The 356-nt window shown below is 37.1% G+C and carries 1 protein-coding gene; it reads right to left on the bottom strand.

Annotation, left to right across the window (positions count from 1 at the left end):
- A partial coding sequence (locus HMPREF2661_RS08870) for an IS110 family transposase (protein ID WP_141759998.1) occupies positions 1-356 on the bottom strand: 356 nt, incomplete at both ends.

Here is a 356-nt window from a genome sequence, read left to right as displayed (position 1 = left end):
ATCTGTTGCTTTACGGCTTTAATTTGGGCTGTCAGGTTGTCTATGGTTGTTTTAATATGTGCTGTTATGTAGTCGGGTGATTCATGGAGTTTGTTTTTTTCGGTTGCTCTTTGTCTTGTCAGATAGTCTAAATATTTTGTGAGTTCTTCAAGTTCCTGCTGATCTTTTTCCGGCGGTTGCCATTCTCTCAATCTGTGGCTTTTTTCTTGGCAATACATGGCTATCAGTTTTGCATCTTGTTTGTCTGTTTTGGCTCTTTGTAGTTCTGATATGGCGTAACCTTTTATTTTTCTTGGGTTCTCTACGCTGATTTTGTAGTATTTTTTGAGATATAAAGCCAGTTGTTTGTAATATGT

The sequence above is a fragment of the Neisseria sp. HMSC061B04 genome, assembly GCF_001836705.1.
Taxonomy (GTDB): Bacteria; Pseudomonadota; Gammaproteobacteria; order Burkholderiales; family Neisseriaceae; genus Neisseria.
Note: the sequence above shows the minus strand (reverse complement) of the source record. Positions and strands in the feature narration are given on the sequence as shown.